5 protein-coding genes are annotated in these 4565 nt (G+C 57.9%); 3 read left to right on the top strand and 2 right to left on the bottom strand.

Going from position 1 to position 4565, the window contains the following annotated elements; translation table 11 throughout:
• Both K6T64_RS16265 and K6T64_RS16270 read left to right on the top strand, forming a co-directional pair.
• Positions 1-286: SRPBCC domain-containing protein (locus K6T64_RS16265; protein WP_483306161.1), on the top strand; the 286-nt coding region annotated here is incomplete at its 5' end.
• A 2-nt stretch (positions 287-288) separates the two neighbouring features.
• A complete protein-coding gene (locus K6T64_RS16270; protein WP_100668553.1) occupies positions 289-669 on the top strand; it encodes a VOC family protein in 381 nt (126 codons plus the stop codon).
• 157 nt (positions 670-826) lie between these two features.
• On the opposite strand, the gene K6T64_RS16275 is transcribed toward K6T64_RS16270, so the two are convergent.
• Positions 827-1510 carry an HIRAN domain-containing protein gene (locus K6T64_RS16275; protein WP_288011160.1) on the bottom strand — a complete coding sequence of 228 codons (684 nt, stop codon included), beginning with the start codon at positions 1508-1510 and terminating at the stop codon, positions 827-829.
• Positions 1511-2182: 672 nt separating this feature from the next.
• Positions 2183-2440 (bottom strand): hypothetical protein, encoded by a 258-nt coding sequence (locus K6T64_RS16280; RefSeq protein WP_288011164.1) that lies wholly within the window; start codon positions 2438-2440, stop codon positions 2183-2185.
• A 599-nt stretch (positions 2441-3039) separates the two neighbouring features.
• On the opposite strand from K6T64_RS16280, the gene K6T64_RS16285 reads away from it, so the two are divergent.
• Positions 3040-4440 (top strand): transglutaminase-like domain-containing protein, encoded by a 1401-nt coding sequence (locus K6T64_RS16285; RefSeq protein ID WP_288011162.1) that lies wholly within the window; start codon positions 3040-3042, stop codon positions 4438-4440.
• The last annotated feature ends 125 nt before the right edge of the window (positions 4441-4565 follow it).

Raw genomic sequence — 4565 nt, forward strand, 5'->3', positions numbered from 1 at the left:
TCGTGAAAGTGAGCCAGATTGGAAAAGGGATACGAATTTCCAATCCACGGAAGGCATTTCCGGAAAGCTTACGGTGGTTGTGCAGTTCCAAAAGCTGCGCATGACATGGAAGCGCCCGGAATGGGAAAAGCCGTCCCGGCTGCAGGTCTATTTGTTGTCCACGAGTTCGGGCAAGACGACGATCGCCATCCATCAGGAAATGCTGGAAGACGTTTATGTCAGGGAATTGATGAGACGCTTCTGGGACCAGAAGCTGAGGCAAATCAAGAATCGTGTGGAGGCGTAGCGATGAACAAATTCAGCCATATCGACTTGACAGTAAACTCTTGGGAGCAGGTCCGCCCGTTTTATGAGAATCTGCTCCATGCGTTGGGGTTTACCCGCACCTTTCATTCGGAAAAATGGAAAGTATTCGCCGCGGAAGGAGATCTTCCGAGCGTTCCTTATTTCGCCATCACGGAAGATCCTGATCATAAACCGAACGAAAATTTGATCGGGTTTTGGGCCCATGACCGCGCGGAGGTGGACCGGATTGCGGAGCTTGTGAAGCAATACGGGGGAACCATCATCAGCGGACCCCGGCTTTTCCCGATCAGCCCGACTTACTACGCCGTTTATTTTCAGGATCCGTGCGGCAACAAGTACGAAATGGTTCACCGATTGGATTAATGCGGGGATGAACGTCTTTGACCGGGTTGTGGTTTTGCACCTTCAACAATCTCGCGTTCGGTTTTTTCACTTGACCTTCTCACACCCAGGATGAGAAGACGGACGGGCACCGCGGCTGTCGCCAAGATCGCGACCAGGGTCATGGCGTAATTGCGGATCAACCAAGTCCGGTGATCTTCGATACGGCGAAGACCCGGAAGGCTGCCGTTGACGGCGATTCGGTACCAGCCTGTTTTGGGGCCGTTCGCGAGCTGCGGCGGCCGGTGCCGCCCGTTTCCCCGAATACAAGAGGAAACGAGGCGGGAATCTGACAGCCGCGAACGCCGGCAGCGGGGAAGGAGGCGCGGAATTTGCCGGTTGGGTGGCCCTCACCGCCGACAAGTGGCCGGCGATTTCGACGGGCAATGGGGGCCTCTGCCAGTGGATCAAGGTCGACCATTCCGTGTCTCAACGTCTTCCGACATGATGGATCCGTGGGTTCCCACACGACGATCACATTGCTTTTGCTTTCTAACAATTTTTGGATCATGACGATCTCCTTGACATCGGGCAACAATTCCACAATCACCGTGTCCTTAAGAATAAACCTCACAACCCCGGCTATGCTTTGTTCAAACAGATCGTAGATCCGTCCTGCGCTGCGGCATCCGCGCGGAACGGTGTGAGGACTGTTGGCCACGTACCCCAACTTGCCGATGGATGGAATCTCCGCCCGTATCGCTTCGGCATCGTGGGCATTGTCCGGTTCCTTGGTCAAAACGATGATTTGGTTGAGTTGAAAAACTTGCGGCCCGAAATAGTGCTGAATGCCCGTGACAGCGATGTACACCCTTTCTTCCACATCCGTCACCCCCGGTATCCGATGTACCCTTATCATGATGCACAAGGCTCGCACCATCAAGGGGAGAGATACACGTCAACAAGCCGGGGTGTGGGCCGCTGCGCCACCGGGAAGCCGGTCATGAGAACAAAAGGCTCTGCACCTTTGTCCCCTGGCGCCGCCCCGTCGTTCGCCCGTGCCATGGTCTTACGGGAGGTCTACCGGCGGGAGCTGCAGATCCGGCGGTCGCAGCTGGTGGTCGCCCTGGTAGCGGCGACAAGGGTCATTAAAAGGAAAGGCCCGGGTTGAATCCGGGGCCTTTTTCACTGTTCGAACAGCGGAAGACCACTGGCATATACGGCGCATAGGAGCCCCCTCACGACTCACGCAACCTCGACGATCGGACCGTTCCGCGTGATCATGATCACACGATCGATACCCCCGCCAATTGGGCATCATTCCAGGTTCGCGCACCCTGATCGAACATTTCGACGCAATCCGGCCCCGCCGAGAAGCTCGGTGCCGATCAGCTCCCGGCCGTGTTTGCCCTGTACCGGAGAAAGGAGAAGGTCGAAGGCGGCGCAACGGCCGGGCCCGTTCCCACGGGGTTCGTCGGAAAGCCTGAAGATGTGGCGGCGGCCGCGGTGTATCTGGCTTCCGAGGAGTCGAACTATATGACGGGCAGTCTCCTCGTCATCGACGGCGGATGGACGGCCCAATTGGCTTCAGATGGTACAAAATCGCCGTACGGACAGCACAACTCAGTATCGAAGGACCGTCCGGCGCCGCATACCAGATTAATGGCCAACCGGCCGCGTCCGTCAATGTTGTACTGCCGGGCTCATAAGAAATCACGGCAAAGGTCGACAGTCCGTTCGGGTCGGTATCCGACACGCATACGGCCCAGGTGGACCGCAACAGCACCGTGACATTCTCTTTCTCACGCAACATGCTGACAATCTCATCCCGAGATCTTGGCAACACAAAAGCCACGCTCATCGTCGATGGAGAATCGGGCCCTGTCGAGTTCAAATCCGGTTTCGTCGGTGCAACAGCTGCGGTCGGCCCTGTCCCTCCCCTGGATGGAGAACAGACCAGGGGGCAGGTTCAGAACCTTGGGGAACGTTCGTGGAATCGGACTCAGAATTTTATTCTTCTCAACAACAAGGGGAATGGACATATACGATGATCTAGACACAAACAACCGAACATAGAAGATCCACTCTGCCCAAAACAGCTATGACACTTTATCACCAGGTTCTCCGAACATTGTCATGACGCCCTGATGTTCGTCCATATGGCTCAGTGCCCCCGCTCCTCTGCGGCCGGGGGCTTCGTTTCAAACAGGGGTGGGCACCCGGATTACCGGTCCCGGTTGGCCGCCAACCCCTCGGCACCCCCGCCCGGTGCTCGGCAGCAGTCGATGCTCCGGAGGCTTACGCATGCAGGAAACCCTCCCCTTACCGGACGAAATATTGATGTGCATATATTCGCCACAGTTTATCTACGACACCGTCCGCGTCTTGTACCGGAAAGGGGGCGTTTCCTCAATGAACATGCGAATGTTTTGGTTTTGGTTTCCGTTTCGCGTTGTCGCGGCGTTGTTGGTGTTGACCGGCGCAGCCGTTCCCGGGATCTTCACTTTACCGGCCTACGCGGCAACCGCGCCTTCTCCGTCCACTACCCAGCCCATCCCGTCAGTGCCGTCGGCGGCGGACGATACCACGTTCTGGCTGCGGGCCGGAAACGATCTGTATCTTGTCGCCAGCACCAACGCGGGACTTCTCGGGCAGGGAACGCCCATTCTGTCTGCCGTCCCCGGCCAAACACTCTTTCTATGGGCATTCTCCAGCACCCGGGACGTGGAGCCGAACGCCGACTGGTTCGTGAACAGTCCCGACGCCGTCGTCCACCCGGGATCCCGAGACATCCGGTGGACGGTGCAGAGTCGAAAGGCGGCCTGGGCCACGTTCACCGCTTCCAAACCTGGCATCTACACGGTGCAGGCTCGCTCCCGAGACACCTACAGTGTTCCCCTCGTTCTCATCATCGGACTCCAGGACCTGAAACCAAAAAGCCCTGTACCGCCTCCCGACGCCGAACATTCGGGCATCCGGCCGCTCAAGGGCCCTCTTCCGCCCGCGATCCCGCGAAAGACCGAGAATTTGACCTGTTGGCCCTACCAGCCCGTCGACGGATGGCTCCCGGTGATTGGACGAGCTTCCGACGGGGTAAAGTCCGTTACGGTCACCATCTCCACCCCGGATTGGTCAAAATCCTGGAACTACACTCTGCCGATCAGCGCCAACGGCGTTTTCGGAGCCGACCTGCGAGTTCCTTTCCAGGGCGACTTGGTCGTGTATCTCGCACCCGACTTCTTCCGGCAATTGCAAACCAATGATGGCCGGTTGCAACAGTATGTCGGGTATGCTGTCCACTCGGACGCGGAAGCCCTGCCGGAAACCGGTCTGGCGCGCCTCGCGTCCGCATGGGTGGATTACAACCAAAACCCAGTATTCGCAGCCACGGCGACCGTCCTGATGGATAACGCCCCCTCCATTCGCAGCGGTATCGCCGCCGTCGCCAATTTTGTATCCGGCAAACTGCGGTACGATTGGGACAGCTTTTCCACCGGGCGATCGGTGTGGAAAAGTGCAGACGATGCTTGGAAAAGCGGAAGCGGAGTCTGTCAACAATTCGCCGATCTGACGGTGGCCATGCTTCGCTCGGTCGGTATCGCCGCCGAAACCGTGTCCGGCGAAACCGTCGGCCCGTTCGCAGGTCCACACCAATGGCTGCGAGCCTGGGACGGCTCGAGCTGGGTCATTGTTGACCCCACGTGGAATCAATTCGGAAATCGAAGCACGACCGCCGTCTACAGCGAATATCTCACCGAAACCCAGGCGTACAAAGAAACTCATATTCCAAAAATATTCGGCGCGGCACAGTGAGCCGCGCCCCTTGGCTTCCCGGCGTCATAGGACGAGATCGCAACCAACGCCAATCTTGTATTCGCCTACCACGTGTCAGTCAGGCTACAACTGACGTGGGCCCTGCTGGGAATGCCGCCCAGTGG

Origin of the sequence: Kyrpidia sp., assembly GCF_023512215.1 — a bacterium.
Classification (GTDB): domain Bacteria; phylum Bacillota; class Bacilli; order Kyrpidiales; family Kyrpidiaceae; genus Kyrpidia; species Kyrpidia spormannii.

Excerpts from the sequence above, each read along its gene's own strand:
- K6T64_RS16280 (WP_288011164.1), bottom strand. The coding sequence starts at position 2,440 with ATGTTGCGTGAGAAAGAGAATGTCACGGTGCTGTTGCGGTCCACCTGG.
- K6T64_RS16270 (WP_100668553.1), top strand. The coding sequence starts at position 289 with ATGAACAAATTCAGCCATATCGACTTGACAGTAAACTCTTGGGAGCAG.
- K6T64_RS16285 (WP_288011162.1), top strand. The coding sequence starts at position 3,040 with ATGAACATGCGAATGTTTTGGTTTTGGTTTCCGTTTCGCGTTGTCGCG.